We start from the raw sequence: 25843 nt of genomic DNA on the forward strand, positions 1-25843 counted from the left end.
GCCGCGAAGGCGTTCGCGTCCGATGTGGCGATGCAGGTCACCACCGACGCGGTGCAGCTGCTGGGTGGGTATGGGTTCACCCGCGACTACCCGGTGGAGCGGATGATGCGTGATGCCAAGATCACCCAGATCTATGAGGGCACCAACCAGGTCCAGCGGATCGTGATGGCCCGCCAGCTCCTCGCCGGCGTCCAGTCGACCCTGTGACCGATCGGTGCACGATCCGTGCACCGGTGATCTTCTCAAAGGTGCACGGATCATGCACGGGCGACGGATGATGCCTTCATGGGGGACACATCCGGCGAGGACTTCGTCCTGGACACGTCACGACCGTTCTCGCGAGCCGATGCCGCGAAGGCGAAGCTGAAGCCGAGCACGTTGCGCGGTCCGCGCTTCGTACGTCTCTTCAGCGGTGTGTACGTCGCCGCTGATGCCCCGCCGACACCGCTGCAGCGCGTCCAGGCCGCTCTCGTTCCGTTCCGCGGCAACGGCTTCGCCAGTCACGCCTCGGCGGCCCGGGTCTACGGCGTGCCGATCCCGACACTGCCCGACGAGCATGTGACGGTCACCGCCGCGGCCCACCGGCGTACGCATCCTGGGATCGTCTGCCACGTGCTGCGGAAGCCAAGAGCGGTGGTCCTCGACGGCATCGGGGTCTCCTCGCCCGACCAGCTCTTCGCCGAGCTCGGGAGCCAGTTGAGCCTGGTCGACCTCGTCGTCGCAGGTGACCATCTCGTACGCCATCACCGGCGTGTGACGCCGGAGACGTTGGCGGACTTCGCCGCCGCCGGCGCTCTGCCGGGCTCGCGCCGTGCGGCCGCGGCGGCTGGTTACGTAAGAGACAAGGTGCGCTCGCCGATGGAGACCCGACTCCGGATGCTGATCGTGCTCGCCGGGCTTCCTGAGCCACGCATCAACGTTCTCGTCGGCAGCGGTGATGGCATGCTCAAGCGGGAGCACGATCTGGTGTACGCGGCGTCGAAGACCGTGATCGAGTACGACGGTCAACAGCATCCTGCTGAGCAGTGGGAACGTGATCTCGAGCGGCGTGAGGAGGCCGACGACGACGGCTGGCGAATCCTGACTGTCGTCGCGAAGGGCCTCTTCCGTCGTCCGGACCTGACGCTGGCGAAGATCCACCGGGTGCTGCGGGAACGGGGAGAGCCTGGGGTGCCGACGCAGCTCTCGGACGCCTGGCGCCCCCACTTTCCGGTGATCCGCTGATGACCGTGCACGATCTGTGCACTCATGCCTTCCCGGTGGGTGCACGGATCGTGCATGTGTGTGATCAGTGCACGTCTGGGGGTGGTGGAGCCGGTTTCCTCGTCGAGGGCCGCGAACGCCAGAAGCTGCTCTACGACGGCGTCCGCTACGACACCTGGCATGTCCGCCGACGGGCCTGACGTCTCGGCCGACCGGGCTGACGCCTCGACCAACGGGGGTGACGGCTCGGCTAGTCCTGGACGCGGCCGCGGAGCTGTTTGGTCTGACTGCGCTGGCGCTTGGCGTCGAGGCGGCGCTCCTTGGAGCCACGGGTGGGCTTGGTGGGGCGGCGGGGAGGGGGTGGTGGGGCGAGGAGCTCGCGGATCCGCATCGCCAGGCGTTCACGGGCGGCGATGCGGTTGCGGTGCTGGGAGCGCTGCTCGTGGGAGACGACGTGGATCGGGCCCGGAGAGCGGGCGAGGACGCGGGCACGCTGCGACTCGTCGAGCACCTCGGTCGCGGACGGGTCCCAGGAGAGCTCGACGCGGGAGTCGGTGGTGTTGACCGACTGTCCGCCGGGACCGGGTGAACGGGAGAAGCGCTCGACCAGCTCGGAGTCGGGGATGACCAGACCCCGGGGCAGGCCAGGGCCCGGCGGCACCTGCATGTCCTTCATCGGGCTCCTCTCGCTCGACCCCCATTCTCCTCCGAGGCGTCGGCGGAGCCGACGGGGCCGGTCGAGTCGCGCACCACGAGCTCGGCGGGGACCCGCTGCCGGCGGGGACGGGTACCGGGCTCCTTCAGCGCCAGCGTCAGCGCCCGGGCGCCCATCTCGGCCATCGGCAGGCGCACGGTGGTCAGTCCGGGAGAGAGGTCCTGGGCGACCGCGACGTCGTCGAAGCCGCTGACCGAGACCTGGCCGGGCACCGAGACCCCGGAGCTGCGCAGCTCGGAGAGACACCCGATGGCCATGTCGTCGTTGAGAGCGATGACGGCCGTCGTACGCGGGTGGTCGGCGAGCATCCGGCGGATGCACTCGCGCCCGCCCTCGCGGGTGAACGGCCCCTCGAGGACGGGTACGTCGGCGGCGTCGAGCCCCGCCGCCGAGAGCGCGTCGCGTACCCCCTCGAGGCGATCGGCGACCGTGGTCAGCTCCAGCGAGCCCGAGACGACCACGATGCGCCGGTGCCCGAGGCCGAGGATGTGCTCGGCGACGGCCCGGCCGCCGGGGCGGTTGTCGGGCAGCACGCTGTCGACACCGAGATGGTGCCGGCCGACGACGGCCACGCGTCCGCCCGCCTCCGCGTAGCGCTGCACCTCGAGCCGCATCGGCGCCTCGACCGAGGCGTCCACGAAACCCGACCCCGCGATCAGGATCGCGCCGACCCGATTGGCGACGAGGCTGCGTACCTGTTCGACCTCGGCCTCGGGGTCGCGGCCGCTGTGGCAGATCTGGACGGTGCGGCCGTGCTCGGCGGCGAGGCTGAGCACGCCGCTGGCGATCTCGGAGAAGTAGGGGTCGCCGATCTCGTGCACGACGAGCCCGATGGTCGCCGTGGATCCGCTGGCGAGCGAACGGGCGTGGAGATTGGCGACGTAGCCGAGCTCGCGTGCCGCCTGGCGGACCTTCTCGGCGACCGAGTCGCTGACTCCGGGGGTTCCCGAGAGCGCACGAGAGGCGGTTGCGATCGAGACGCCGGACGCATGAGCGACGTCGATCAGGCGGGGGGAGCGGTTGGTTCGGACCATCGATGCCCCTTGTCGTCAGGATTGTGACCCTTGCCACACTAAGCGAGAGTCGGTAACGTCATCGTAAACGCTTACGTAAGCGCTTTCGTAGAGGAGAACCGCAGATGCCCTTCACGAAGACCCCCACCGCGAGCAAGCGGTCCCGAGCAGCGCTGGCCGCCACCACCGCCCTTGCCCTCGCGTCCACCCTCGCCGCCTGTGGTGCCGCCGAGGAAGGAGGCAGCGACGACGCGATCGTGATCGGCATCTCGCTGCCCCTGACCGGCGACTTCAGCGAGCCCGGCAAGGGCATCCAGCGCGGCTACGAGGCCTGGGCCGACTACGTCAACGCCAACGGCGGCCTGCTCGGCCGCGACGTACGCCTGGAGATGCTCGACGACCAGTCCAGCGCCGAGCGCGTCGCAGCCGACTACGAGAAGCTGATCAACCAGGAGCAGGTCGACCTGGTCGTCGGGCCGTTCTCGACCCGCCTGGTGATCCCGGCCGCCCAGGTCGCCCAGGACTACGGCTACCTCTTCGTCGAGCCCGCCGGTGCGGCGCCCGAGGTCTTCGAGGAGGGCTTCGAGAACCTCTTCTACGCCGCCCCCGCGGTCGCCGACGACCACTACAAGCTCCTCGCCGAGCACATCCTCGCGATGCCGGAGGCCGAGCGGCCCAAGACCGCGGCGTACGCCTCGATGGACGACCCGTTCGCCCAGGGCACCGCCTACGGGCTCAAGGACGCCCTGGAGGAGGGTGGCGTGAAGACGGTCGTCGACGAGGTCTACCCGCCCAACACCACCGACTTCAGCAGCATCGCGGCCAAGATCGCCGACAGCAAGGCCGACATCGTGGTGGGCGGCAGCCAGTACCAGGACGGTGTGAACCTGATCGTCGCCCTCCAGCAGCTCGCCTACCAGCCCAAGCTGGCCGCCTTCTCGACCGCGCCGACCGAGACCGAGTTCGCCGAGGCGATCGGCGACAAGACGCAGGGCGTCATCGCGCCGACCGGCTACACGACCAAGGCCGACTACCCCGAGAACCAGGAGTTCGTGAAGTTCTACGAGGAGAAGCACGGTGAGGCGCCCGGCGAGGACGAGGCCAACGCCTGGACCACCGGCCAGGTCGTCGCCGCGGCCGTCGAGGCCGTCGAGTGCGCCGAGCCCGACCCGGAGTGCCAGTCCCAGCTGATCGACTGGCTGCGCGAGAACGAGGTCGAGACCGTCGTCGGTCCGCTGAGCTGGGACGCGCAGGGCCGCCCGCAGAGCGCCCACATGATCCAGCAGTGGGTCGACGGCGAGATCAAGATCGTCCTGCCGGAGGACCAGGCCGAGGCCGAGTTCGTCTACCCGAAGCCGGCTTGGTGAGCGGGGCACTCCTCCTGCAGAGCCTGATCCTGGGGCTGCTGCTCGGAGGTCTCTACGCCCTGCTCGCCGCCGGCCTGACGCTCTACTTCGGCGTCATGCGGGTCGTGATGATCGCGCACTCCGCGTTCCTGATCCTGGCTGCGTACCTGGCCTGGTTCTTCACCAAGCAGACCGGTCTCGACCCGCTGCTCTCGCTGTTCATCACCGTGCCGCTCTTCTTCGCGGCGGGCTACGGGATGCAGCGGGCGCTGCTCTCCCGGCTGCGGCCGGCGACGCTGACGATGATGTCGGTGCTGCTGACCTTCGCGATCGCGCTGGTCATCGAGGGCGGCCTCGGCTACCTCTTCTCCGGCACCCAGCGGCGGATCCAGCTCGGCTACTCCGGCGCCAGCCTGGAGCTGTGGGGCGCCCGGATCGCGGTGGTCAAGCTGATCGCCTTCGGGCTGGCCGCGGTCTCGCTCCTGGCGCTGTTCCTGCTGCTCAAGAAGACCCGCTTCGGGCAGGCGCTGCGGGCCACGATCCAGCACCGCGAGGCCGCGCAGCTGCTCGGCATCGACACCGACCGGATCGCCGGCTTCGGGTTCGGGCTCGGCCTGGCGACCGCGGCGGTCGGCGGCACCGCGCTTGCGCTCGACGCCACCATCTACCCCTCGCTGCACTGGCACTGGATCGGGCCGCTGATGGCGATCATCGTGATCGGCGGCCTCGGCAGCATCCCGGGAGCCGCGATCGCGGCGATGCTCCTCGGGGTCACCCAGGCGCTGCTGCAGATCCCGATGGGCACCACCTGGGCGCAGACGGTCTTCTACGTCGCCCTCTTCGCCACTCTCATGTTCCGCCCCCAGGGTTTCTTCGGAGGTCGCCTTGCTCAGCGCTTCTAGACACAAGACTGCGACAAACCAAGATGGCCGTACGTCCCCGGGCCGCTCGGTCCTGGCGACCAAGCTCGTCGCGGCGGCCGCCGGGCTCGGCCTCGTGCTCGCCTTCCCGGCGCTCGCCCCGGACCCGTTCATCCTGTCGGTGGGCGTGGTGATCGCCAGCTACGCCGCGCTCGCGGTGGCGTGGAACTTCGTCGGCGGGCTGACCGGCTACATCTCGCTGGGGCACGCGGCCTACTCCGGGCTGGGCGGCTACGGCACCGCGCTGCTGATCACCGAGGCCGGCGTGAACCCGTGGATCTCGATGGTGGTCGCGGCGGTCCTCGTGGGTGTGGCCGCGGTGCCGATCGGGATCGCGTCGCTGCGGGTGCGCGGTGCCTCGTTCGTGATCGTCTCGATCGCGCTGGTGCTCATCCTGCTGCTGGTCGCGCAGAGCTGGGCCGGCGTCACCGGCGGTTCCAACGGGCTGCGGGTGCCGCGGCCGTTCGGCACCGACGTACTCCGGCCCGAACAGCACGAGCGGTTCTTCTACCTGTTCGTCGGGCTGACGCTGGTCGCGCTCGCCCTGTGGTGGGTGATCGACCGGTCCCGTCTCGGCACCGGGCTCAAGGCGATCCGCGAGGACGAGGACAAGGCGCAGGCGCTCGGCGTACCGACGTTCGGCTACAAGCTCGTCGTCTTCGTCGTCTCGGCGTTCTTCACCGCGATGGCGGGCGGGATGTACGCCCTCTGGTTCGGGTCGCTCGACCCGATCTTCCAGTTCTCCATCCTGACCGGCTCCTATCTGGTGCTGATGTCGCTGCTCGGCGGCGTACGCAGCCTGCTCGGTCCGGTCGTCGGCGCGGTGATCGTGGGCTACGCCGTCGAGTTCTTCAAGAACCAGTACGGCGACACCCAGCTGCACCTGGTCGCGCTCGGTCTCCTGCTCGCCCTGGTCGTGCTCTTCATGCCCGACGGTGTCATCCCCTGGCTGACCGCGCAGCTCGACCGGTTCCGGCCCGGCGACACCTCGATCCGCGAGGTCGACGCCGCCCAGCTGGCCGAGGAGCGCAAGGCGCTCGAGGAGGCGAAGTCATGAGCTCCCATCCGATCAAGCAGAACCTGGCCATCGAGAACCTGACGAAGTCCTTCGGCGGCGTACGCGCCGTCGACGAGGCGACGGTCAGCTTCCACGAGGGCAAGATCAACGCCCTGATCGGCCCGAACGGGTCGGGCAAGACCACGTTCTTCAACTGCGTGACCGGGATGATCCGGCCCGACGCGGGAACGGTGACCTACCGCGGTCGCGACGTGACCGGCCACGCACCCCACCGGATCGCACGGGCCGGGCTCGGGCGCAGCTTCCAGCTGTGCCGGGTCTTCCCGCGGATGACGGTGCTCGACAACGTGCTCGCCGGGGTCCGCTCGACGGGCGTCGTCCACCGGCTGCGCGGGGCGCACAACCCCGATGACATCGCCCGTGCCCGCGAGCTGCTGGCCAGGGTCGGCATCGAGCACCTCGAGCGCAGCGAGGCCCGCGACATCTCCTACGGGCAGCAGAAGCTGCTCGAGCTGGCCGGGGTGCTGATGGCCGAACCCGACACGATCATGCTCGACGAGCCGGCCGGTGGCGTGAACCCGGCGCTGATCGGCCGGATCGCCACCCTCGTGCGCGAGCTCAACGCCGAGGGCCGCACCTTCGTCATCGTCGAGCACAACATGGAGCTGGTGATGAGTCTCTCCGACCATGTCGTGGTCTTCGACCGCGGCCGGCCGATCGCCTCGGGTGCGCCGGCGGACGTGCAGAACGATCCCCGAGTCCTGGAGGCCTACCTTGGTGTCTGAACCGCTTCTCGCACTGCGCGACATCGAGGCCGGCTACGGCCGTGCGGCGCTGGTGCTGCGTGGCCTCACGGTCACCGTTCCCGCAGGTCAGATCGTCTGTCTCGTCGGTCCCAACGGTGCCGGCAAGTCCACCGTGCTCAAGGTCGCCAGCGGCATGCTCACCCCACGCTCGGGCACCATCACGGTCGACGGCGTCGACGTCACCCGCAACGGTCCGCAGCAGATGCTCCGCGCCGGCATGGCCCACGTCCTCCAGGGCCACTCGGTCTTCAAGGAGATGACTGTCGCCGAGAACGTCGGGCTGGGCGCCTACACGGTCCGCGACCCGGCGGCGGTGGCCGAGCGGACCGACTTCGTCAAGAGCCTGTTCCCGGTCGTCGCGGAGCGGTGGAACACCCTCGCCGGTGCGCTCTCGGGCGGTCAGCAGAAGCAGGTCGAGTTCGCCCGCTCGCTGATGGTGAGCCCGAAGGTCGTGCTGCTCGACGAGCCCAGCATGGGCCTGGACCCGAAGACCACCGCGACCGTGTTCGAGCAGGTCGTCCGCATGCGCGACGCCGGTCTGGCGGTCCTGCTCGTCGAGCAGAACGCGCGCCGGGCCCTGGAGTCGGCAGACCTGGGCTGCGTACTCGATCTGGGGAAGGTGCACATCGCAGGGGCAGCCGCCGACCTGCTCGCCGACCCACGGATGGCAGAGCTCTATCTCGGGGGAGCCGCAACGACCTCAGCAGGGGCCACCGACGGTCCCGATTAGGGGAAGGGAAGCACCATGAGATGGAAGCTGAACCGATGGGTGGGGCGTGGCGTACGCGCCGGTGCGATCGCCCTCGCCGTTGCTCTGGCGACTCCGCTCGCCGGAGTCCAGGCACACACACCCGAGGGCCACGGCCTTGCCGTGGTCAAGCCCCGGGCCAGCCTGGCCGACTGGGATCCGCTCACCGACGAGAAGTGGGCCTTCGAGGATGGCCAGGTCATCCTGACCGAGCCGGGAACACCGCAGCCGGGCCCGCGACGCCCCTTCGAGTACGCCATCGTCACGCAGGGTCCCGAGCTCGGCTCGCTCACCTACCGCGCCGAGGTGCGCATCGACGAGGCCGTCACGGTCACCAACCGTGACGTGATCCTGGTCTGGAACTACCAGTCACCGACCCGCTTCTACTACGCCCACCTCTCGACCGACAACACCATCTACCCCCACAACGGCATCTTCGTGGTCAACGACGCCGACCGGCTGCGGATCGACCACCAGTGGAACGGCACGGTCGGTGCCGCGCCGTCGATCACCGATGCGGAATGGCACGACGTACGCCTCGACTACGACGCCCGCACGGGCGCGATCGCGGTCTACCTCGACGGTGCCGACGAGCCTCGGATGACCGCCACCGACACCAGCTTCGCCGGAGGCCGGTTCGGCTTCGGTTCCTTCGACAACTTCGGGCGCATCCGTGACGTGACCGTCGCGGGCGTACGTCATCGCTGAACTTCGGTAAGGAGAGAACAACCCATGGAAACCTCACGTCTATGGGGCAGACAGACGCGGGCCGGCCTCGCCGTCGGCGCCCTGCTCGCCGCGCTGCTCACCCCCACGCTCTCGCTCAGTTCCGCAGGCGCCGCCATCCCCGGTAGCGAGCCCGTCCCCGACCCCATCCCCGAACAGCCCGTACGCAGCAGTCTCGGTCTCGTGCTCGAGGAGGTCACCCAGCTGCCCAAGACGGAGCCCTACCCGGCGCCGACCGACCAGCGCCTCGTACGCCACAACCGCATCAACTTCATCGGTGAGGTCCCCGACGGCTCGGGCCGGATGTACGTCCCCGACCTCAACGGGCCGATGTATCTGCTCGAGAACGGGCAGCAGCACGAATACCTGAACCTCCGCGACCATTTCGTCGACTTCTGGTCCGGTGCCGGGCTGGGCAGCGGCGCGGGCTTCATCACGTTCCACCCGGACTTCGAAGAGAACGGGCTCTTCTACACCACCCACACCGAGCGCTTCGGCGGCTTCGCCAAGACGCCCACCTTCCCGTCCCAGACCAACCCCGGCTCCGGACGGACCGTCAGCGTCGTGACCGAGTGGCACGCCAGCGACCCGACCGCGGACACGTTCGCAGGAACCAGCCGGGAGGTGATGCGGATCGACTTCGCCGGTCAGATCCACGCCATCCAGCAGATCGACTTCAACCCGACCGCTCGGCCCGGCGACGAGGACTACGGCCTGCTCTACATCGCCTCCGGCGACGGCGGCAACGGCGTCCGCAGCGACGACCCGCAGAACCTCGCCAACCCGTTCGGCAAGATCCTGCGGATCGACCCGCTCGCCCGCGACGGGCGCAACGGGGCGTACGGGGTCCCGGACAGCAACCCGTTCGTCGACCGGGAGGGCGCGATCGGGGAGATCTGGGCGTACGGCATGCGCGACCCGCACCGGTTCTCCTGGGACGTCGAGACGGGCCGGCTGCTGCTCGGCCACATCGGCCAGCACGCGATCGAGGGCGTCTACGACGTCCAGGCCGGGGACAACCTCGGCTGGAGCGAGATCGAGGGCCGGCTGCTCTACGACAACACCGACGAGTGCGCCCTCTACACGGTGCCCGACGACTACGACATGTCCCGGTTCACGCTCCCGGTCGCGTCCTTCGACCACGACCCGCCGGCCAACTACTCCTGCACCTCCGACAGCGGCCACGCGGTCAGCGGCGGTGTCGTCTATCGCGGCCGGTTCGACGACCTGAGGGGCAAGTACGTCTTCGGCGACCTGGTCAACGGCGAGGTCTTCTGGACCGATGCCCGGCAGATGAAGCGGGGGAGCAGCCGGGAGGCGACCCTGCACCAGATGCAGCTCTTCGACACCGCGGGTAAGCGGCTCTCGATGCAGGACTTCGTCGACCACCCGCGCGTCGACCTGCGCTTCGGCACCGACTCCCGTCGCAACCTCTACCTGCTGGCCAAGGCCAACGGGAAGATCTGGAAGGTCGTGAACACGGTGCAGCGGCCGTGGCCGAGCGAGGTCGTGCCGTCGCTGCGTGAGGACCTGGTCAGCTACTACGACTTCGAGCATCCCTTCGCCCCGGGGTCGCGCGAGGAGGACCAGGGCTTCTCGCGGACGCTGCTGAACCAGGTCAACGGCGGCAACGCGATGCAGGTCACCGACTCGGCCTACCCGACCAGCAACAACGCCCTGCAGACCAAGCAGGTCGACCCGGAGGTCAACGGCAACGACGACTGGAAGGCGGGGTCGTGGAACCAGAACGGGGTCGCGTCGCTGGCGCCGTTCGCGGGGGCTGAACAGATCACTGTCGCGGGCTGGTTCAAGGTCGACATGGACGGTCCCGCGCTCAACTCGGTGACCGCCGACCCGACGGACCGGTACAACGCCATCGGGCTGGCGGGGGTGCTCTCGGGCAACTCCGACGGTCATGGCGTACGCGCCCTGCTCGAGCTCATCAACGTCAACGGCACCCTGCGTCTGGTCGCGCTCGGCCGCCGGCTCGACGAGGGTGCGTCGCAGACGTTCGCGGCCTCGGCGGACTGGCAGACCCTGCTGCCGCGCGGGCAGTGGGTGCACCTGGCGGCGACGTTCGACTACACCACCGGGAAGATGGGGCTCTACCGCAACGGCAAGGCCGTCGAGGGGTTCTACACCTCGGCCGGTGACCCGTGGCAGGTCGACGGCACCGGCACCTCCGACACGTTGCCGCGAGGCATCAAGGTCGGCGGTTCGTTCCCGCAGGACACCGTCGAGCGGAATCCCTGCGACTGCCGGATGGACTCGCTGATGTTCCTCGACCGGGCGATCACCCCGGACGAGGCGCGAGCCCAGTATCAGCGGTTCGTCAACGGCCGCTGAGGCGGGTGGGGTCCACGGTTCCGGTTCAGTGGAGGACCGGGCCGTGGACCTCGCTGCGTAGCCGGGCCATGGTCGCGTCGAGGTCGGCGGCGGTGCGGGCGGCGGCGCCGAGCTCGTCGCGCAGGGTCGAGGGAACGGTGCCGTCGTACTTGTAGTAGATCGAGTGCTCGACGCTGGCCCAGAAGTCCATCGCGATGGTGCGGATCTGCAGCTCGACCGGCACGTCCACCGCACGGTCGGAGAGGTAGACCGGCACCTTGATGATCAGGTGGAGGCTGCGGTAGCCGTTGGCCTTGGGCTCGGCGATGTAGTCCTCGACCTCGACGACGTCGACGTCGGACTGGCTGCCGAGCATCTCCATGATCCAGTAGACGTCGGAGACGAACGGGCAGACGACCCGGATCCCGGCGATGTCGCGGATCTGCTGCTCGAGCGCTTCGAGGGTGAGCGGGCAGCCGATCTTGCGGGCCTTCGCGAGCAGGCTGTCGGGCGACTTCAGCCGGGTGCGTACGTGCTCGATCGGGCTGTGGTCGTGGGTGTGCTCGAACTCCTCGCGCAGGATCGCGATCTTGGTCGACACCTCGTCGATCGCGAACTTGTAGCGCATCCGGAACCTCGCCAGCTCGCGCGCCATCACGTCGCTGCTCGCCTCGACGAGATCGACCAACCCGTTGATCGGGTTGTCGTCGACTGTTGTCATCGTCCCCTCCTGACAGAGTCATCTTTGCAGGCCGCGACAAGACGAGGGTGCGGGGCCCGACACGCGATCGGCACGCGGCCGATACACGATCGGGACGCGACCGGGGCGAGCGACCCCCGGGTCACCAGGTCTTCCGTCCCGCTTCTGGACACCGAGGTACTCGCGGGTCACCGGCGCCGGATACAGTGACACCCCTCGGGGGATAAATACCCCCTAGGGGATATGAGTCTGTTCAGGCTGTCTACCAGAAGGGCACTTCCCCCACATGCGCATTCTGCTGCTCGTCTCCGCGTTCAACGGTCTGACCCAGAGGGTCTGGTGCGATCTCAAAGAGAGTGGCCACGAGGTCGGCGTGCTGCTGGCTCCGGTCCACGACGACTCCTCACTGGTGGCGGCCGTCGAGGCCATCGATCCCGAGCTGATCCTGTGCCCGTTCCTCAAGCACCGGGTGCCTGAGACGGTCTGGGGGCGCTACCGCACGGTGGTGATCCACCCCGGCCCCGTCGGTGACCGGGGGCCGTCCTCGCTCGACCACGCCACCCTCGACGGGCGTGACCGCTGGGGCGTGACCGCGCTGTCGGCCGTCGAGGAGATGGACGCCGGCCCGGTGTGGGCGACCAAGAACTTCGCGATGCCCGAGGTCGCGATCGCGAAGAGCGCGCTCTACAACGGCCCGGTGGCCGACGCGGCGATGGACTGCGTCGCGGAAGTCCTCCGGATGGTGGCCGCGGGGGAGGCGCCGAAGCCGGCCGAGGAGTGGGCTGTCGAGGTCGAGGGCACCGGCGAGCTGCCGCTGCTGCGCCGGAAGGCGTTCGAGATCGACTGGTGCGCGCCGGCCGCCGAGATCGCCCGGAGGATCGCGGCGGCTGACGGGGCGCCGGGAGCGCCGGCGACCATCGGCGGTGCGACGTACTGCCTCTTCGATGCGGCCACGACTCCCGAGAACCATGGCGACGTCGAGCCGGGCACGGTGGTCGGTGTCGACACCGACGCGGTCGCGATCGCCACCGGCGAGGGCACCCTGTGGGTCGGCTACGCGGCCACGCTCGAGAAGAAGCGCGGTCCCAAGCTGCCGGCCGCCTGGGTGCTCGACGCTCGCCACGCGCCGTATCTGACGATGCCCGAGGCGCTGGCCGAGACGACCTACGAGCGCGACGGCGACGTCGGCTACCTCACCCTGCGCTCCTACAGTGGCGCGATGTACACCCAGCAGTGCCGCCGGATGACCGACGCGATCCGCAAGGCGCTCATCGAGGACACCACGGTCCTGGTCGTACGCGGCACCGAGCACGCCTTCTCCAACGGCATCCACCTCGGCGTGATCGAGGCGGCGCAGGACCCGGCGGCCGAGGCCTGGGACAACATCCGCGCCATCGACGAGCTCTGCGTGGCCATCGCCGAGGCGGAGCAGCTGACCATCGCCGCGTTCACCGCCAACGCCGGCGCCGGCGGCGTGATGGCCGGCCTCTGCGCCGACATCACGGTCGCCCGCGAGGGTGTCGTGCTGAACCCCTACTACGACATGGGCATCTTCGGCTCCGAGCTGCACACCTGGGGCCTGCCGAGCCGGGTCGGCACGGAGAAGGCCGACGAGCTGCTCGGTGCGAAGCTGCCGATCTCGGCGGCCGAGGCGGCCCGCATCGACATGGTCGGCGAGCTCGGCCCGCACGACGCGGCTGAGTTCGACGGCTGGCTGCGCGACCTGGCACAGCGCTTCGCCGGGCCGGACGCGTACGCCCCTGCCCTGGCGGCCCGCGAGGCACGCCGTGCCGGCGCGATGCCGATGTCCTACTACCAGAGCATCGAGCTGGCCGAGATGGCCCGCGACATCTTCGACGACCGGTACGGGTTCGCCGCGAAGCGGAAGGCGTTCGTCACCAAGGCTGCGCCGACCGAGACGCCCTCGAAGATCCGGTTCTGACGGGCGACCTGTTGACAAAATAGAACGTGTTCCACCAACCTGAGGCGTGTGATCTGATTCACACGCCTCAAGGAGGACCACGTGACCCAGGCGCCCCCGCCGCCCGAGATGACCTTCCAGAAATCGGGCCGTGACCCTGCGGCGATCGGCGCCAGGCTGACGGAGTGGCTGGCCACGGCGCTGCCGCCGGGGGCCGATCCCGAGGTCGCGATCCTCGGCGGGATCGACGCCAACGGGATGTCCAGCGAGACCGTGCTGCTCGACGTCACCTCGACCGTCGACGGCTGGAGGCAGACGAAGGCGTACGTCCTGCGGGTGGCGCCTCGCCCGGAGGACATCCCGGTCTTCGCGACCTACGACCTGCAGGCGCAGTACGACGCGATGCGCCTGGCCGGCTCGCTCTCGTCCGTGCCGGTGCCGGAGGTCGGTCTCGCCGAGATGAGCGGCTCGGTCCTGGGGACACCGTTCTTCCTGATGGAGCGGGTCGAGGGGGTCGTCCCGCCGGACGTGATGCCCTACAACTTCGGCGACAGCTGGCTCTTCGACGGCTCTGCGGCGGATCGGGCGGCGCTGCAGAAGCGCTCGGTCGAAGTGCTCGCCGGGCTCCACGCGATCCCCGACGCCGCCTCGCGGTTCGCCTTTCTCGACCCGGCCTCGGCCGGTCATTCCGGCGAGACGCTGATCGCCCGCAACCTGGCCAAGACCCGAGCCTGGTACGCGTTCGCCTCCACCGCCGAGGAGGGGGGAGGCCGCTCGCCGCTGGTCGAGCGAGGCCTGGCCTGGCTCGAGGCCAACCTCCCCGACGACGCCGGTGATCCCGTGCTGTGCTGGGGCGACGCGCGGATCGGCAACATCATCTACCGCGACTTCGCGCCGGTCGCCGTCCTCGACTGGGAGATGGTCGGCCTCGGCCCTCGCGAGATGGACGTGACCTGGATGGTCTTCGCCCACCGCATCTTCGAGGACCTGGCCGCGATGCTGGGCCTGCCGGGGATGCCGGACTTCCTCACCGCCGACGACGTCCGCGATGCCTATGTCGCCGCGAGCGGTGTCGAGCTCGGCGACCTGATCTGGCACGAGATCCACGCCGCGGTCATGTGGGGTGTCATCTACCTGCGGATCGCGGCCCGGCAGATCCACTTCGGGGAGATCGAGGCGCCCGAGGATCCCGAGTCGGCGCTCTACCACCGGGCGATGTTCGAGGCGATGCTCGAAGAGGTCGGCGCGTGAGTGGGTCTCATCGGGCGCACGGGGAGTACGTCGGCGTGGGCCCGCTCGACGAGTACCCGATCCACCAGCTCCCGCGCCCGGTCGCCTGGGCCGGTAGCACCGACCGGAACTTCTACGACCGCTGCTACCTCAACGCCCACGACCGCACCGGCGACCTCTTCCTCATCACCGGGATGGGGTTCTACCCCAACCTCGGCACCAAGGACGCGTACGTCCTGCTCCGCCGAAGCCACGAGCAGACGGCCGTGCACCTGGGCGACGGCGCAGACCCGCGGGGCGGTGACCGGATGGGGCAGCAGGTCGGGGCGTACCGGATCGAGGTCACCGAGCCGCTGCGGAAGCTGCGGCTGGTGATGGAGGAGACCCACGGGATCGCGCTGGACCTGCGCTGGGCGGGCTCGTTCGACGTGGTCCAGGAGCAGCCGCACGTGATGCGCCAGGGGGCCGCGACCGTCCTCGACGCACAGCGGTTCGCGCAGGTCGGGACCTGGGAGGGGGTGATCGAGGTCGACGGCGAGACGATCGTCGTCGACCACGATCGCTGGGTCGGCACCCGGGACCGGTCCTGGGGTATCCGTCCGTCGGGTGAGGGGATGCCGCCGGGCAAGCCGGCCGACCCGGGGTTCGAAGGGATGTGGTGGCTCTACGTGCCACTGCGGTTCGAGGAGTTCGCCGTCGTCCTGATCATCCAGGAGACGCCCGACGGCTATCGCACGCTCAACGACTGCACCCGGGTGTTCGCCGACGGGTGGGTCGAGCAGCTCGGCTGGCCCCACGTCCGGATCCAATACCGGGACGGGACGCGGATCCCGGAGGGTGCGACGATCACGTGCACGACGCCAGGCGGCGAGCAGCTGGTGCTCGAGGTCTCCTCGCTGCTGGGCGTGCCGATCCATGTCGGCGGTGGTTACGGCGGCGACTCCGACTGGGCGCACGGGGTCTGGAAGGGTGCCGGGTTCTCCGAACGGCTGACCTACGACATGACCTCACCCGAGGTCGCCGGCCGGGTGCCCTTCGGCGTGATCGACCACGTCGGGCGGGCGGTCGCGCATGGCCCCGGGGCCGACGGTGTCGAGGGCTGGGGACTCTTCGAGCACGGGGTCCTCGGTCGCCACGACCCCTCCGGATTCACCGACTGGCTCGACCGGGTCTGACCCGCCCCGCCGGGTCGGCTACGGGTGTGCCAGGGTCCGGGTCAGCGGACCACGTCGGGCGTCATCAGATCCTGGTTCTCCTCGACCCACTCGCCCATCCGGTCCTCACGGACGGCGCGCCACAGATCGCGGTCGCGGGAGGGGTCGAGGCGTACGACCGACTGGTCACCGACCATGCCGGTGCCGTCGGTGGGGACGGTGAGGTAGCTGATGTCGGCACTGCGCAGGTTGCGGAGGGAGGCGGCGAGCTTGGCCATCTGGGTGGTCGACCATTCGTCGTCCACGGAGGCGTGCTTCGCGAAGAGGGTGAGGAGGTCGAGGACCTGGTCGGGGTTCTTGCGGAGCTCCTGGTTGAGGGTCTCCTCCAGGAGGGTGCGGAGGAAGGCCTGCTGGCGGGCGACGCGGTCGAGGTCGCCGTCGCGGAGGCCGTAGCGCTGGCGTACGTAGAGGAGTGCCTGTTCGCCGTCGAGATGGTGAGACCCAGCCTCCCAGCGGATCCCGTGGGCGGAGTCGTAGACGGTCTTGGGGATGTCGATGTCGACACCGCCGACGGCGTCGGTCAGGGCCTTGAAACCGTCCCAGTCGACGACGGCGAGGTGGTCGACACGTACGTCGGTCATCAGCTCGACCGTCTCGATGGTCAGCGTGGGTCCGCCGAAGGAGTAGGCCCAGTTGACCTTGCCCTTCCCGTGGCCGGGGATGTCGACCCAGGAGTCACGGGGGATCGAGATCACCGAGGCGGAGCGGCGGTCGCCGTCGAGATGGACGAGCAGCATCGTGTCCGACCGTGCCTGGCCCGGCTTCCAGCCAGGAGCCTCGGCGCCGGTGGTGGGAGCGTCGGAGCGGGTGTCGGTGCCGAGCACGAGGATGTTCACCGCGTCCGCGGCCGATCCGGACGAGGGCTTGGCCGGCCGGTCGGTCAGCCCCGTGAAGGTGTCGGGCAGTCGGTTGATGTTGCTCTCGACCTTGGCCTGGAGCCACAGGATCCCGGTGAGTGCCGCCGCGCACAGCAGCAGGAGGCACACCAGCAGCCCGATCAGAGGCTTGCGGGCACGGCGCCACCCGCGCGCGGGGGTCCTGCCCGCAGGGTCCGACTGCGGCGGCACGGGCGGGTGATCGAGGAGGGCCACCCGTGTATGTGACCCGGCGCGCCGCTACGACGGGTCCGAGATGCTCGCCATTCCTCAATTTGAGGCACCTGTCGGTAACGGCTGGTAACCAAAAATAGGTAGGCAATACGTCGTGCGGAGTGACTGAGTAAAGTCACTTTGCTGTACGGCGCTGTTCATGCCGGAGCTCGGGGTCTCCGCGTGTTTCCAGCCGCCTGGCTGTGTCTTGGGAGGGCGCAGCTCGATGATGACCAGGGGAGAGCTGTGTCGAAGTCAAGAGTCGGTCCGGACGAGAGAGCCCGGCTGCACGAGGCTGCCTCCGCGCTGGCCGGGATCAGGGCGGCGACCGCGCTGCTCAACTCGCCGAGCGGGATCGGCGGGACAGACGGGATCGATGAGGACCGGCGAGCCGCTCTGGCGGCGATGGTGCAGAGCGAGCTGGAGCGGCTCGAGCGGATGGTGCGTCGGCAGCAGGAGACCGCACGTCCGGCGAACCCGGAGCCGCCCGCCGAGGACATCCGCGCCGAGGTGATCGACCTCGACGCCGTGGTCGCCACCATGGTTCTCGCCCACGAGGCCAAGGGCACCGACGTCGAATGGCGTCCCAGCCGGATGCTGGCGCTGGGCGACTCCGACCAGGTGACCGAGGCCCTCAACGTGCTTCTCGACAACGCCGCCGACCACGGCAGCGGATCGGTCCGGATCGAGGTGCGTGCCGCCCGGCCTGGTGACCCCTCTGTCGAGATCGCGGTGACCGACGACGGGCCCGGCGTCGCGCCGGAGCTGCGCCGACGGATCTTCGCCCGGGGCGTCAGCCGCCCAGGATCGGCCGGCCAGGGGATCGGTCTCCACACCGCCCGTGACCTGATGGAGCGTCAGGGCGGCTACCTCGAGCTGGTCGAGGTCGGAGAGCACACCACCTTCGTCATCGGCATCCCGATGCTCGGCTGCGTCGACGATCACGACACCCCGGCCAGGGGAGGTCGCCGTGGTGTCGCCGCGTAAGCGGGTGAAGGTGGTCATCGTCGAGGACCACACCCTGTTCGCGGAGTCCCTCGAGCTGGCCCTCACCTTCGAGGGCTACGACGCCCACCGCATCGACCTTCCGGAAGAGCCGCCGTCGGAGGCCAAGCTCACCTCGCTGATCATGCGCTCCCAGCCACGCATCGTCCTGCTCGACCTCGACCTGGGGCAGCACGGCTCGGGCGTACGCCTGATCGCCCCGATCGCCAGGGCGGGCGCCGACGTCGTCGTGGTGACCGGCGCGACCGACGAGACCCGGTGGGGCCACGCCCTGCATGCCGGGGCGCGGACGGTGCTGTCCAAGACGGTGCCGCTGGGCGAGATCCTGGGCACCGTACGCCGCCTCAACTACGGCCTCAGCGTGCTCGACGTCGATGAGCGTGAGCGCCTGATCCGGGCCTGGGCGGGACAGGAGCAGGGCATCATCGAGATCCGTCGCCGCCTCGCGCAGCTCTCCCGGCGGGAGTCGCAGGTGCTCGAGCACCTGATGGACGGCCTCACCGTGGGGGAGATCGCCAAGCTCCGCGTGGTCTCGGAGGCGACCGTGCGCACGCAGGTGAAGTCGATCCTCGCCAAGCTCGGCGTCTCCTCGCAGATCGCGGCGGTCAGCATCGCCCACAAGGCCGAGTGGCGGGCCGCCTGAGGCCTCGGCTCCTCAGCAGGCGACCAGGCCGTCGTCCTCGTTGGTGCCGCGCAGGACGTAGAGGGTGCCGGTCTGCGGGCAGCGCCAGGCGTCCCCCTGGGCGACCAGCGGCGCGCCGGCATGCCCGACCCAGCCCACCGGCCGCGCCGGGACCCCGACGACCAGGGCGTGGTCCGGTACGTCGCGGGTGACCACGGCGCCCGCCGCGACCATCGCCCAGGCGCCGATCGTGACCGGGGCGACGCAGACGGCGCGGGCGCCGATGCTGGCGCCGGTGCGTACGGTCACGCCGACGGCCTCCCAGTCGTCGCCGTCCTTCAGGGTGCCGTCCGGGTTGACGGCGCGAGGCAGGTAGTCGTTGGTGAACACCACCGCCGGCCCGACGAAGGCGCCGTCCTCGAGCACCGCCGGCTCGTAGACCAGCGCATGGTTCTGGATCTTGCAGCGGTCGCCGACCACGACCCCGGGACCGACGTACGCCCCGCGGCCGATGATGCACTCGCTGCCCACCCGGGCATGCTCCCGGATCTGGGCCAGGTGCCACACGAGGGTGCCGGCGCCGACCACGGCACGGTCGTCGACGTCCGCGCTGGGCTCGACCCGGGGCTGCGCCCGGGGCTCGATCCGGGGCTCCGCCCCTGTTTCCTCCACGGTCATACCGTCAGCAAAGCGGGACCGGGAGGCACGCGGGGAGGCCACGACGCGGCGTACCCGATTCAGCGTAGGACCGCGGGTGAGGCCGCCTCCGGGATCAGGACCCGGGGCGCCGCGCTGGCCGAGGTGTCGAGGGACCAGACGTCGCTGACCGGCTCGTCCTCGCGCTCGAGGCCGTAGAGGACGGTGTCGTCGTCGAGCCACTCGATCTGGTCGTCGATGCTGTGGGTCTCCCCGGCGAGCACGGTGCGCCGTCCGGTGGCGAGGTCGAGCACCGCGGGCGCCCACCGGGTGCCGTCCTCGACGGCCTCCTTGAACGCGATGTGGCTGCCGTCGGGAGAGAGCGAGGGGCACTCGACGTGGTCGGCGATCGTGGTCAGGGAACGTGCGGAGAGGTCGCCGCGGGCCAGGTAGGTGCGGCCGCCGGTGGCGACGGTGGCGTAGAACGTGCGGTCGTCGTCGGCGAAGGTGACGCCCCAGACGTTGCGGTCGACCGGCGAGACCCGGCGGCCGCCTATGACCAGCTCGAACTTCTCCAGGTCCCCGTAGCTGGCCCCGCCGATCCGGCGGACGACGGTGCGCGTCGAGAACCCGCTGACCATGTAGGAGTCGCCGTTGACGAAGACGGTCGAGGAGACCAGCTTCCCGTCCGGCGAGATCCGGGTGCGGCTGGGCAGTCCGGGCAGATCGATGCCGTCCACCTCGCGCCATTCCGTCCCTGGTGTCGAGGTCGTCAGGTCGGTCGCCCGGTAGCGGCTGACCACACCTCGCTCGGTCGCCAGACAGGAGACCGCCCGAGCCTGCGCGTAGACCCGGTCGCAGCTCAGGGCGGTCAGCGCACGGGCACCGCCGGGGTCGGCGAGCGCGACCGCGCCGACGTGGCCGTAGTCGGCATCGCGTCCGGTGTGCCGGAAGAGGATCCTGGGCTCCGCCTCGATCTGTTTCAGGGAGGTGGTCGTCGCGTCGGTCGCCCGGGACGTACGCCGGTCGTTCTCGGCGATCGCCGAGAGGGCGTACGCGGTCATGGCGGCCGTGACGAGGACGACGACCGCACCGAAGACCGTGGTGCGCCGCGTCATGGCTGCACCTTTGTGGGAGTCCCGGGGCCGCTTCGCTCGGGTCCCAGGAACCGGCTCAGCACGGCGAGCCCGGCCGGGATCGCGGCGACCAGCACCACGCAGACGACGAGCATCGCGACCCGGGGGCCGACGGCGTACCAGAGCAGGCCGAAGCCGGTCGCCGCGACCAGCCGGGCGAGAGCGACGGCTGTCTGGGCGGTGGCGATGCCGGTGGTGCGTACGGTCTCGGGGACCAGCCGTCCGGCGACCGCGGCCAGGGTGCCGTCGGTCGCGGCGTAGAAGACGCCGAGGAGGAGCACCGCGGCGCAGGTCGTCCAGAGCGCGCCGGAGCCGCTGGCGGCGCACAGGTAGGCGGCCGCGAGCGGGAGGTGGCCGAGCACGAGGACCTTGACCCGCCCGACGCGGTCCGCGAGCCGGCCCGTCGGGACGGCCAGGGCGAGGTAGGCGAGGTTGGTGCCGATGTAGAGGACCGGGAACCACTGGGCCGCGAAGCCGCCGGTCTCCAGGAGTGCCAGGTAGACGAAGCCGTCACCGACGGTCAGGAGGGCGAGCACGCCGGATACGGCGGTCACCCGGGTGAGGCCGGGAGTGAGTGCGGCGCGCCAACGCACCGTGTTGCTCTCGACACTGGCTCGCTGGCGCTCGCCAGGCTCGACCAGCGGTCTCCGGGCCCCGGTGCCGAACGGGATGAAGGAGGCCATCGTGGCCACGCCGAGCACCGCGAAGCCGAGCGAGACGACCAGGACCGTGTCGTAGCCGTCGGTGATTCGCCACAGGATCACGAACGCCAGCAGCGGCCCGAGCGTGGCCCCGATCGTGTCCAGCGCCCGGTGGACGCCGAAGCTGCGGCCGAGGTGCGCCGGGTCGCTGGTGGCGGCGATCATCGCGTCACGCGGAGCGGTGCGTACGCCCTTGCCGACCCGGTCCAGCGAGATCGCCGCAGAGATCGTCCCGAAGCCACCCGCGAAGATCAGCCCGAGCCGGGCGACCGCGCTCATCGCGTAGCCCGCCAGCGCCACCGGCTGCGGCCGGTCGGTGCGGTCGGCCGCCCAGCCGGCCGCGATCCGCACCAGCGAGGAGACGCCCTGGTAGAGGCCGTCGATGAGCCCGTACGCCACCGGCGAGAGCCCCACCACCGCGGTCAGGTAGAGCGGCAGGATCGCGGAGACCGACTCCGAGGAGATGTCGGTCAGCATGCTGACGACGCCGAGGGTGATGACCGTCCGGGAGACCCGCCCGCCGGATCGCCGGGGCTCGGCATCGGTGCTGGTGGCGGGACGGTCGCTGAGAGAGAGGTACACCGGCGATCAGGTCTTCGTGCGGAGGACGGAGTAGAGGCTGAATTCGACGGCGCGGCGGCCGGTGCGGGTGACCGTGACGCTCACGGTCTCGTCGCCGCGCTGCAGGGTCACCGCGGGGGCATTCTCGACCGAGGTGGTCGGGACCTCCTCGAAGCCGTGCTGAGCGAGCCGGGTCCGGAAGTGACGCAGTACGTCGCAGGGACGTCGGCAGCTCGCGGTGAGCGCCACCTGGAGCACGCCCTTGGTCGGCGAGACGCTGGAGACCTCCACGGTGGTCCGCGCCGGTGGGGAGAGGGCGGTCGGGTAGCCGGCGACGAGCGCGCCCTTGCGCACCGCCTGCTCGGGCAGCGGTTCCGAGATCAGCGCCGCCGACTTCGTACGCGGCTTCTCGGTCAGGCCCGGGAGTCCCGACTCGGTCGGGGTCGAGGCCGCCTCCGGCAGCGCCTCGGTCGCGGGTCCGCGGTCCGACTCCGACTTCTGCCCGGACCCGGGTTCGGAGCTCGCGCCGGCGCCCGGTGAGCCCGACTGGGAGGCCGACGCGCCCACCTGACCCCCGCCGTCCTTGCCGGACGAGGAGTCGGCGAAACGCCCGGGCACCCAGAAGATCGTGACGCCGACGAGCACGCCGAGCAGCACGAGAAGGGCGAGACGCTTGAGGTTCACGAGATCAGTCGACGCGCTGCCGAGCCGTGTCGAGGCCGATGCGTGGGCCGCGTACCAAATTTCAGGCAGCCTGCCGGACCGGCCACGATCGGTCGAGGCGAGCCGTGCGACGTTGCCGTTGCCGGGAACTGTCCCGGCCGTAGCATCCCGGGGGACGGGCCACGTTGAACACCGCCGACTTTCTTCTCGAGCTAGCGCCCGAGGACTCGATCGCGCTCGCCGAAGCGGGTCGCGAGTACAGCTTCGAAGAACTGCGATCCAGCGTGTCTGTGCTGACCGAGCGTCTCTCCGCGCTCGGTCTGACCCCGGGTACGCCGGTCGGGATCATGGCGCCCAACGGGCTGTTCTGGGTCTCGGCCTATCTCGCGGCGCTCCGGATGGGTCTGGTCGTGGTGCCGCTGGCCGTCACGCTGCCGGCCGAGGAGGTGGTGGCCCGGGTGCGGTGGGTCGGAGCGGATGCGCTGCTGGTGGGGCGCTCGCAGGCCGAGGTGCTGCGGCTGAGCCTGCCCAGAAGCCTCCCGGTCGTCGTGGAGCGGAAGGAGCGGCTCGTCCCGAAGCAGCGATCGGCGCCGGTCGAGCTGCCGGAATCGGTCGACGTCGACCCGGACCAGGACGCGCTCTACATGTTCACCTCCGGCACCACCGGCGACCCCCGTGCGGTGCGGCTCACCCACCGCAACATCCAGGCGAACACGACCTCGATCCTCGGCTACCTCGACATCACCTCGGCCGACCGGATGCTCGTGGTGCTGCCGTTCACCTACGTCTTCGGGCTCTCGATCCTGCACACCCATCTACGCGCCGGCGCCGCGATGGTCATTCAGCCGACGTTCGTCTTCCCGCAGGCGGTGGTGGACCGGATGACGTCCGCGCGCTGCACGGGCTTCGCCGGGGTGCCCTCGACGTTCGGGATGCTGCTGCGCAACAGCACGTTCGGCTCCACGGCGGTCCCCACGCTGCGGACGATCCAGCAGGCCGGGGGCCGGCTGGCCCCCGCGCTGGTCGAGCAGATGGCGCGCGCCCAGCCGCAGGCCAAGGTCTTCGTGATGTACGGGGCGACCGAGGCCACCGCCCGGCTGTCCTACCTTCCGCCCGAGGAGCTCTTCCGCCGACCGGGGTCGATCGGCCGGGGCATCCCGGGTGTGGACCTGCGGGTGCTCGACAGCGACGGTGTGCCCGTCGAGCCCGGTGCGGTCGGCGAGATCTGGGCCAGCGGCGCGAACATCTCGCCCGGCTACCTCGACGACCCCGAGGCGACGGCCCGGAAGATGCCCGGCGGGATGCTGCGTACCGGAGATCTGGCGAAGGTCGACGAGGACGGCTACATCTATGTGGTCGACCGGGTCGAGGACTTCATCAAGTCGCGGGAGCACCGGGTCGCGAGCCAGGACGTCGAGTCCGTGGCCCTCGAGCTCCCCGATGTCGTCGCGGCGGCTGCCGTCGGGCTTCCGGACGACACCGCCGGCGAGCGCGTCGAGCTGGTGGTGATGCGTCGGCGCGGTTCGGTCCTCCGGGGCGCCGACGTGATCGCCCACTGTCGTGAGCGGCTCTCGAAGCACATGGTCCCCGAGGTGGTCCGCTTCGTCGACGCGCTGCCGATGAACGCGAGCGGAAAGGTCATCAAGCGCGACGTACGCGCGATGTGCCTACGGCTGGCACAGGAACCGGCCGGAGGACAGGACGACGACGTCGATGATGCGGACGATGCGGGTTTCGAAGGGGTCAAGGTGGGGTGAGCGGTGTCGGCGAGGAACGTGCCCGGGGCGGTGAAGCTGCTGGCCGGAGTGTGGGCTGGGGTTCTGGTCGTCGCGGTCGCGCTGGGCGGCGCATGGTTGCTGAGGAGTCCAGGGATGAACGACCACGTCGCGATCGCAGGGCTTTCCGAGTCGGAGCTGCGGACCGTGGGGCGGACCAAGGTGCTCTTCGGTCACAACTCGGTGGGGATGAACATCATCGACGGGATCTCGAAGGTGTACGCCGACGCCTCGGTCTCGGTGCCCGTCATCGCCGACGTCACCGGCGGATCCGTGGACGCCGATGGTGAGGGGGCGATGCTGCGGCACGCCTACATCGGGGTGAACGAGGACCCGATGAGCAAGTTCACCGCCTTCGAGGAGGTGATGGACGGTCCGGCCGGGAAGGACATCGACGTGGCGCTGATGAAGCTCTGCTACGTCGACATCACCGCGGCCACCGACGTGCAGGCCGTCTTCGACGCCTACGTGTCGACGATGGCCGCGGTGGAGGCAGCGCATCCGGACGTACGTCTCCTCTACACGACCGCGCCGCTCACCGCCGACCGCAACTGGAAGTCCAAGGTCAAGGCGGTTCTGGGCCGCGACGACCAGATGGGGCCGGCCGACAACATCGCCCGGGAGCGCTACAACGCGATGATCCGGGAGGAGTACGGCGCCACCGGCCGTCTCGTCGACATCGCCGCCACCGAGGCGGAGGGCACCCGGGAGCGCAGCCAGGACGGCACCACCTACCACGTGCTCAACGAGAACCTGACCTTCGACCGTGGCCACCTCAACGAGGCCGGCTCGGAGGCCGTCGCCGCGGAGCTGCTCAGGGTGGTGGCGACCCACAGCCCGGTCGCCTGAAGTGGACGCTGGGCGGGTGAGGATCCGATGAGCCTGCAGGGGGTCGGGATCGACGTCGCCGACATCCGGCGCTTCGCGCGGCTCCTGGCAATGCGTGGCTCCGGGTTCGCGGTGCGGTGGTTCACCGACGCCGAGATCGCCCAGTGCATGGCCGCGACGACTCCCGCCACGGCCTTCGCGATGAGGTACGCAGCCAAGGAGGCCGTCTGGAAGGCGCTCGGTCCAGGCGAGTGGTCCGGGCCGCTGCCGTGGCGCGGGATCACGGTGCTCGAAGATGCTCCCGGATCTCTTTCGGTCAGCCTCGAAGGCCCTGCGGCCGAGCTCGCGACCCTGGCGGGTGTCACCGCGGTGCGCGTCGCGACCGTTCCCGGGTCCCGGATGGCCATCGCGACCGCCGTCGCCGAAGGCGACCCGATGCGAGGTGACGATGCCTGACCTTCGACTCGACCACATCGGCATCCAGGTCCGCGGGGTCTTCCTGGAGAAGCCCGACTCGCTGCCCATCAAGCTCATCACGCCCGTGACTCCTGGGCCGCACTCGTACGGCCTCCATCATCTGGCCTTCATGGCACCCGCAGCCTGGGGAGATGTTCGACGACGAGCTCATCGCGTTCGTGCGGGCTGCTGGGATCAACGTGGAGCTGATCACCACCGATCGGCGTCGGGGGCGGATCGACTGATCGTGCTCGGTGGTCGGGCTTGTGATGTTCCGGTGGTCGAGCTTGTCGAGACCAGGTTCCGGTGGTCGAGCTTGTCGAGACCAGGTTCCGGTGGTCGAGCTTGTCGAGACCAGGTTCCGGTGGTCGAGCTTGTCGAGACCACGTGTTGCGGACCAGTGATGCCCCGGTGGTCGAGCTTGTCGAGACCACCCTGCGCGTAACCGTTCCTCGTGGCGGATCTGGGCCGCCGACCCGTTCTCGAG

At 70.0% G+C, this 25843-nt stretch carries 26 protein-coding genes; 18 read left to right on the forward strand and 8 right to left on the reverse strand.

Annotation, left to right across the window (positions count from 1 at the left end):
* The 3 genes from ACFVDI_RS25330 to ACFVDI_RS25340 form a co-directional block, all read left to right on the forward strand.
* The coding region (locus ACFVDI_RS25330; protein WP_378911559.1) for an acyl-CoA dehydrogenase family protein at nt 1–207 on the forward strand (207 nt) is incomplete at its 5' end.
* A 78-nt stretch (nt 208–285) separates the two neighbouring features.
* Nucleotides 286–1224: a DUF559 domain-containing protein gene (locus ACFVDI_RS25335; protein ID WP_378911560.1), complete on the forward strand. Its 939-nt coding sequence runs from the start codon at nt 286–288 to the stop codon at nt 1222–1224.
* Nucleotides 1224–1403: a hypothetical protein gene (locus tag ACFVDI_RS25340; protein ID WP_378911561.1), complete on the forward strand. Its 180-nt coding sequence runs from the start codon at nt 1224–1226 to the stop codon at nt 1401–1403. Before ACFVDI_RS25335 ends, ACFVDI_RS25340 begins: the two co-directional genes overlap by 1 nt.
* Before the next feature lie 50 nt (nt 1404–1453).
* Here the strand turns inward: ACFVDI_RS25340 and arfB are convergent, their stop codons facing one another.
* Together arfB and ACFVDI_RS25350 are read right to left on the reverse strand one after the other, a co-directional pair.
* Nucleotides 1454–1879: an alternative ribosome rescue aminoacyl-tRNA hydrolase ArfB gene (arfB, locus tag ACFVDI_RS25345; protein WP_378911562.1), complete on the reverse strand. Its 426-nt coding sequence runs from the start codon at nt 1877–1879 to the stop codon at nt 1454–1456.
* Nucleotides 1876–2952, reverse strand: a complete 1077-nt coding sequence (locus ACFVDI_RS25350; RefSeq protein ID WP_378911563.1) for a LacI family DNA-binding transcriptional regulator — start codon at nt 2950–2952, stop codon at nt 1876–1878. Before ACFVDI_RS25350 ends, arfB begins: the two co-directional genes overlap by 4 nt.
* Before the next feature lie 104 nt (nt 2953–3056).
* Here ACFVDI_RS25350 and ACFVDI_RS25355 point away from each other — a divergent pair, with 104 nt between their 5' ends.
* From ACFVDI_RS25355 to ACFVDI_RS25385, 7 genes are read left to right on the forward strand one after another with little or no spacing between them, the layout of a single operon-like run.
* On the forward strand, nt 3057–4298 hold the full coding sequence (locus ACFVDI_RS25355) for an amino acid ABC transporter substrate-binding protein (protein ID WP_378911564.1): 1242 nt from the start codon (nt 3057–3059) through the stop codon (nt 4296–4298).
* Entirely contained in the window at nt 4295–5179 is an 885-nt protein-coding gene (locus tag ACFVDI_RS25360) for a branched-chain amino acid ABC transporter permease (protein ID WP_378911565.1), read from the forward strand. Before ACFVDI_RS25355 ends, ACFVDI_RS25360 begins: the two co-directional genes overlap by 4 nt.
* Complete coding sequence (locus ACFVDI_RS25365) at nt 5163–6254, forward strand: branched-chain amino acid ABC transporter permease (protein ID WP_378911567.1); 1092 nt, start codon at nt 5163–5165, stop codon at nt 6252–6254. Before ACFVDI_RS25360 ends, ACFVDI_RS25365 begins: the two co-directional genes overlap by 17 nt.
* A complete protein-coding gene (locus tag ACFVDI_RS25370; RefSeq protein ID WP_378911568.1) occupies nt 6251–7000 on the forward strand; it encodes an ABC transporter ATP-binding protein in 750 nt (249 codons plus the stop codon). Before ACFVDI_RS25365 ends, ACFVDI_RS25370 begins: the two co-directional genes overlap by 4 nt.
* Nucleotides 6993–7751: an ABC transporter ATP-binding protein gene (locus ACFVDI_RS25375; protein WP_378911570.1), complete on the forward strand. Its 759-nt coding sequence runs from the start codon at nt 6993–6995 to the stop codon at nt 7749–7751. The genes ACFVDI_RS25370 and ACFVDI_RS25375 overlap by 8 nt, the downstream gene beginning before the upstream one ends.
* Nucleotides 7752–7766: 15 nt before the next feature.
* Entirely contained in the window at nt 7767–8477 is a 711-nt protein-coding gene (locus ACFVDI_RS25380; RefSeq protein WP_378911571.1) for a hypothetical protein, read from the forward strand.
* A 24-nt stretch (nt 8478–8501) separates the two neighbouring features.
* Nucleotides 8502–10841, forward strand: a complete 2340-nt coding sequence (locus tag ACFVDI_RS25385) for a PQQ-dependent sugar dehydrogenase (protein ID WP_378911572.1) — start codon at nt 8502–8504, stop codon at nt 10839–10841.
* Between the two features lie 25 nt (nt 10842–10866).
* Here the strand turns inward: ACFVDI_RS25385 and ACFVDI_RS25390 are convergent, their stop codons facing one another.
* The gene (locus ACFVDI_RS25390; protein WP_378911573.1) at nt 10867–11541 is read right to left on the reverse strand and encodes a GTP pyrophosphokinase family protein; all 675 of its coding nucleotides are present in this window, start codon (nt 11539–11541) and stop codon (nt 10867–10869) included.
* Nucleotides 11542–11806: 265 nt separating this feature from the next.
* On the opposite strand from ACFVDI_RS25390, the gene ACFVDI_RS25395 reads away from it, so the two are divergent.
* From ACFVDI_RS25395 to ACFVDI_RS25405, 3 genes are all read left to right on the forward strand, one after another.
* Nucleotides 11807–13462 (forward strand): enoyl-CoA hydratase-related protein, encoded by a 1656-nt coding sequence (locus ACFVDI_RS25395; protein WP_378911574.1) that lies wholly within the window; start codon nt 11807–11809, stop codon nt 13460–13462.
* 81 nt (nt 13463–13543) lie between these two features.
* A complete protein-coding gene (locus ACFVDI_RS25400; protein ID WP_378911575.1) occupies nt 13544–14692 on the forward strand; it encodes a phosphotransferase family protein in 1149 nt (382 codons plus the stop codon).
* Entirely contained in the window at nt 14689–15846 is a 1158-nt protein-coding gene (locus ACFVDI_RS25405) for a hypothetical protein (RefSeq protein ID WP_378911576.1), read from the forward strand. Before ACFVDI_RS25400 ends, ACFVDI_RS25405 begins: the two co-directional genes overlap by 4 nt.
* Nucleotides 15847–15887: 41 nt before the next feature.
* Here ACFVDI_RS25405 and ACFVDI_RS25410 read toward each other — a convergent pair whose 3' ends face one another.
* A complete protein-coding gene (locus tag ACFVDI_RS25410) occupies nt 15888–16976 on the reverse strand; it encodes an LCP family protein (RefSeq protein ID WP_378911577.1) in 1089 nt (362 codons plus the stop codon).
* A gap of 243 nt (nt 16977–17219) precedes the next feature.
* On the opposite strand from ACFVDI_RS25410, the gene ACFVDI_RS25415 reads away from it, so the two are divergent.
* Both ACFVDI_RS25415 and ACFVDI_RS25420 read left to right on the forward strand, forming a co-directional pair.
* Nucleotides 17220–17960: a sensor histidine kinase gene (locus tag ACFVDI_RS25415; RefSeq protein ID WP_378911578.1), complete on the forward strand. Its 741-nt coding sequence runs from the start codon at nt 17220–17222 to the stop codon at nt 17958–17960.
* Nucleotides 17947–18621, forward strand: coding sequence for a LuxR C-terminal-related transcriptional regulator (locus tag ACFVDI_RS25420; RefSeq protein ID WP_378911579.1), 675 nt, complete (start codon nt 17947–17949; stop codon nt 18619–18621). The genes ACFVDI_RS25415 and ACFVDI_RS25420 overlap by 14 nt, the downstream gene beginning before the upstream one ends.
* A 12-nt stretch (nt 18622–18633) precedes the next feature.
* Here the strand turns inward: ACFVDI_RS25420 and ACFVDI_RS25425 are convergent, their stop codons facing one another.
* The 4 genes from ACFVDI_RS25425 to ACFVDI_RS25440 are packed head-to-tail and all read right to left on the reverse strand — an operon-like array spanning nt 18634 to nt 22318.
* Nucleotides 18634–19278, reverse strand: coding sequence for an acyltransferase (locus tag ACFVDI_RS25425; protein ID WP_378911580.1), 645 nt, complete (start codon nt 19276–19278; stop codon nt 18634–18636).
* Nucleotides 19279–19337: 59 nt separating this feature from the next.
* Nucleotides 19338–20354, reverse strand: a complete 1017-nt coding sequence (locus ACFVDI_RS25430; RefSeq protein ID WP_378911581.1) for a TolB family protein — start codon at nt 20352–20354, stop codon at nt 19338–19340.
* Nucleotides 20351–21655 (reverse strand): MFS transporter, encoded by a 1305-nt coding sequence (locus ACFVDI_RS25435; protein WP_378911582.1) that lies wholly within the window; start codon nt 21653–21655, stop codon nt 20351–20353. The genes ACFVDI_RS25430 and ACFVDI_RS25435 overlap by 4 nt, the downstream gene beginning before the upstream one ends.
* A gap of 6 nt (nt 21656–21661) precedes the next feature.
* Nucleotides 21662–22318, reverse strand: coding sequence for a hypothetical protein (locus ACFVDI_RS25440; protein WP_378911583.1), 657 nt, complete (start codon nt 22316–22318; stop codon nt 21662–21664).
* Nucleotides 22319–22482: 164 nt separating this feature from the next.
* Between ACFVDI_RS25440 and ACFVDI_RS25445 the strand changes: the two genes are divergently transcribed.
* The 3 genes from ACFVDI_RS25445 (at nt 22483) to ACFVDI_RS25455 (ending at nt 25356) form a co-directional block, all read left to right on the forward strand.
* A complete protein-coding gene (locus tag ACFVDI_RS25445; RefSeq protein WP_378911584.1) occupies nt 22483–24054 on the forward strand; it encodes a class I adenylate-forming enzyme family protein in 1572 nt (523 codons plus the stop codon).
* Nucleotides 24055–24168: 114 nt separating this feature from the next.
* Nucleotides 24169–24921, forward strand: coding sequence for a hypothetical protein (locus ACFVDI_RS25450; RefSeq protein WP_378911586.1), 753 nt, complete (start codon nt 24169–24171; stop codon nt 24919–24921).
* Between the two features lie 27 nt (nt 24922–24948).
* Nucleotides 24949–25356, forward strand: coding sequence for a holo-ACP synthase (locus ACFVDI_RS25455; protein WP_378911587.1), 408 nt, complete (start codon nt 24949–24951; stop codon nt 25354–25356).
* Nucleotides 25357–25843 lie beyond the last annotated feature (487 nt).

Source organism: Nocardioides sp. NPDC057767 (assembly GCF_042798275.1).
In the GTDB taxonomy this organism is placed as follows: domain Bacteria; phylum Actinomycetota; class Actinomycetes; order Propionibacteriales; family Nocardioidaceae; genus Nocardioides.

Coding starts and splice junctions, on each gene's coding strand:
- ACFVDI_RS25335 (WP_378911560.1), top strand. CDS start 286: ATGGGGGACACATCCGGCGAGGACTTCGTCCTGGACACGTCACGACCG.
- ACFVDI_RS25340 (WP_378911561.1), top strand. CDS start 1,224: ATGACCGTGCACGATCTGTGCACTCATGCCTTCCCGGTGGGTGCACGG.
- arfB (WP_378911562.1), bottom strand. CDS start 1,879: ATGAAGGACATGCAGGTGCCGCCGGGCCCTGGCCTGCCCCGGGGTCTG.
- ACFVDI_RS25350 (WP_378911563.1), bottom strand. CDS start 2,952: ATGGTCCGAACCAACCGCTCCCCCCGCCTGATCGACGTCGCTCATGCG.
- ACFVDI_RS25355 (WP_378911564.1), top strand. CDS start 3,057: ATGCCCTTCACGAAGACCCCCACCGCGAGCAAGCGGTCCCGAGCAGCG.
- ACFVDI_RS25370 (WP_378911568.1), top strand. CDS start 6,251: ATGAGCTCCCATCCGATCAAGCAGAACCTGGCCATCGAGAACCTGACG.
- ACFVDI_RS25380 (WP_378911571.1), top strand. CDS start 7,767: ATGAGATGGAAGCTGAACCGATGGGTGGGGCGTGGCGTACGCGCCGGT.
- ACFVDI_RS25385 (WP_378911572.1), top strand. CDS start 8,502: ATGGAAACCTCACGTCTATGGGGCAGACAGACGCGGGCCGGCCTCGCC.
- ACFVDI_RS25390 (WP_378911573.1), bottom strand. CDS start 11,541: ATGACAACAGTCGACGACAACCCGATCAACGGGTTGGTCGATCTCGTC.
- ACFVDI_RS25395 (WP_378911574.1), top strand. CDS start 11,807: ATGCGCATTCTGCTGCTCGTCTCCGCGTTCAACGGTCTGACCCAGAGG.
- ACFVDI_RS25425 (WP_378911580.1), bottom strand. CDS start 19,278: ATGACCGTGGAGGAAACAGGGGCGGAGCCCCGGATCGAGCCCCGGGCG.
- ACFVDI_RS25430 (WP_378911581.1), bottom strand. CDS start 20,354: ATGACGCGGCGCACCACGGTCTTCGGTGCGGTCGTCGTCCTCGTCACG.
- ACFVDI_RS25450 (WP_378911586.1), top strand. CDS start 24,169: ATGAACGACCACGTCGCGATCGCAGGGCTTTCCGAGTCGGAGCTGCGG.
- ACFVDI_RS25455 (WP_378911587.1), top strand. CDS start 24,949: ATGAGCCTGCAGGGGGTCGGGATCGACGTCGCCGACATCCGGCGCTTC.